Origin of the sequence: Bartonella sp. MU70NMGDW, from assembly GCF_042194085.1 — a bacterium.
In the GTDB taxonomy this organism is placed as follows: domain Bacteria; phylum Pseudomonadota; class Alphaproteobacteria; order Rhizobiales; family Rhizobiaceae; genus Bartonella; species Bartonella grahamii.
This window is the reverse complement of sequence record NZ_JBHIMK010000237.1, coordinates 1-1,813: the sequence shown is the minus strand read 5'-3', so window position 1 is coordinate 1,813 and position 1,813 is coordinate 1. Positions and strand designations below refer to the sequence as shown.

The 1,813-nt window shown below is 37.8% G+C and carries 1 protein-coding gene; it reads right to left on the bottom strand.

The genetic code is table 11. From position 1 onward, the window contains the following. Positions 1–1,244 precede the first annotated feature (1,244 nt). Positions 1,245–1,379: a hypothetical protein gene (locus tag ACFIKE_RS10060; RefSeq protein WP_375649703.1), complete on the bottom strand. Its 135-nt coding sequence runs from the start codon at positions 1,377–1,379 to the stop codon at positions 1,245–1,247. Positions 1,380–1,813: the final 434 nt, after the last annotated feature.

The window sequence follows — 1,813 nt, the reverse complement described above, 5'->3', positions numbered from 1 at the left end:
TGTGGCAAAAAATGGCGTCTATGCTTACCTCGCAAAACTCCAATTTTCACCGGAGTAAGTGATCTTGATACAAGAGCCGTATCTTTAAGGGCATAAAAAGCGCTCCTTTTCAGATAGGCTTATCAATTTGAACTTCTCATGGAAAAAAGAAAAGCAAGCATTGAGATGTTTTTCTTTTTTAACGGGCTGTTCTTTTTTCTGCGCAAGATGGAGAATTTTAATAAATACACTTCTGTGTACAGAATATAAAATGATACCCAATTAATCTCTATGGGCTATTAAGGTGTGCAAGGAGTTCTCTTCATAACAGCACCGTCACATTGATTTATAAGGATAATTCATTGCTTTTATGAGAGATCACGAATACCATAGGATTTTCTCATGCCCAACCCTCATAGTAAGTCAAACAAAATCTCTTGGCTTGCACATCACAAGCGGAGTTGGTGTGTGGAGTGAAACTGTGCAAGAAAGAAGTAAAATACCTCTCTTACCCCTTTAAGTACCAAGAGCTGTCACAACATTGGAGCGCTGGAAGGCGTATACGCTTGACAAAGAGTATAAGGGGGGGGTTGCTCCGCTTACTGAGGTCCCCTTATGCGGCTCATTTGATAGGCTCTAGGGACACAAGCTCTATCCTAAAGACTGACCACACTCTTTAAAAAACTGAATATTAAAATTTTTTCATGCCCTCTCTCACCGCTCTAAACAATAGTATTTACCGAAAATCATGACAAATTGTAATTCACAAATACGCTTCTCTCTATTGCAAGAGTATCCTTTTATTCTCTTTCAAAAACACGAACACTTTTTGAATATTGTTTGCAGATCCGTCTTATTGAAAAAGAGCAAAGACTCTTTTAGCATTTTTGGGCTTCTTATAACTTTTGTGTGAGCGCGTATGAGAAACGGCTTTTATAATAAACCGGCTTTTGGCAAAATCGTAAAATTTTATCAAATTTATTGTTTGTAAATATCACCACGACCACTGCTCTGCTCTTGCAGACACGCAACCTCAAAACACTTTCTCTTTGCTCACAAATTGTCTCTCCAGCTCTCTCTTCCAGTCATAGCCTACAAAAATCAGAATAGAGTGCTTCGATTGGACACCATCTTCTCACCCCCTCCAAGCCCCATATATTTTACAGCCCTCAACTTTATAGCCACCCCCTGTCGTGCTTTAAGAAGGCATTTTAACGATGATAAGAACATGTACAAAGAGGATATATCTTTAAGGTATTTATGTTTTAAAGCTTGCACCAAATCATAATTTTTTTGCATAGCGAGCCAAGCATATGCAGAACTGACACCCTAACCATTTCAAACCATTCAGCTGTTTCAGGAACAGATAAGCCAAGTTCTACGATTATATCTTCAACCACGAGTTCACCAAAGTACGGAGGATTTTCATCATTTTTTAGCGCTCCCTCTTCAGTGATCCTCTAGATAATTAACTCATTCAGCATCTATACCAGCAAAGCGAAATATTACGTGCTAATTTTCCTTTACACTCATTAACCAAGCCCCCTCAAAATAACCTTTTAGTGAATAGAGCTAAAAGGATAAGTCATTCAAAGTCATCTGGTGAGATAACTATATCAAGAGCACCTAAAATACGCCCTAGTTGCTCAGTATAGATGACCTTCCCCCTTTTATCGTATCAGTCTTGTAGAACTTTAAGTCCTTTATGTTTAAATCAAAAAATCATAATTGGATTATATTGCATAAAGATGCTTTTCCTCATTTTTCCATTTAACACACGATAAGGTACCATTTAGGCACCATGAGAAGCTTTCCCCTTATATCATGATTTCAA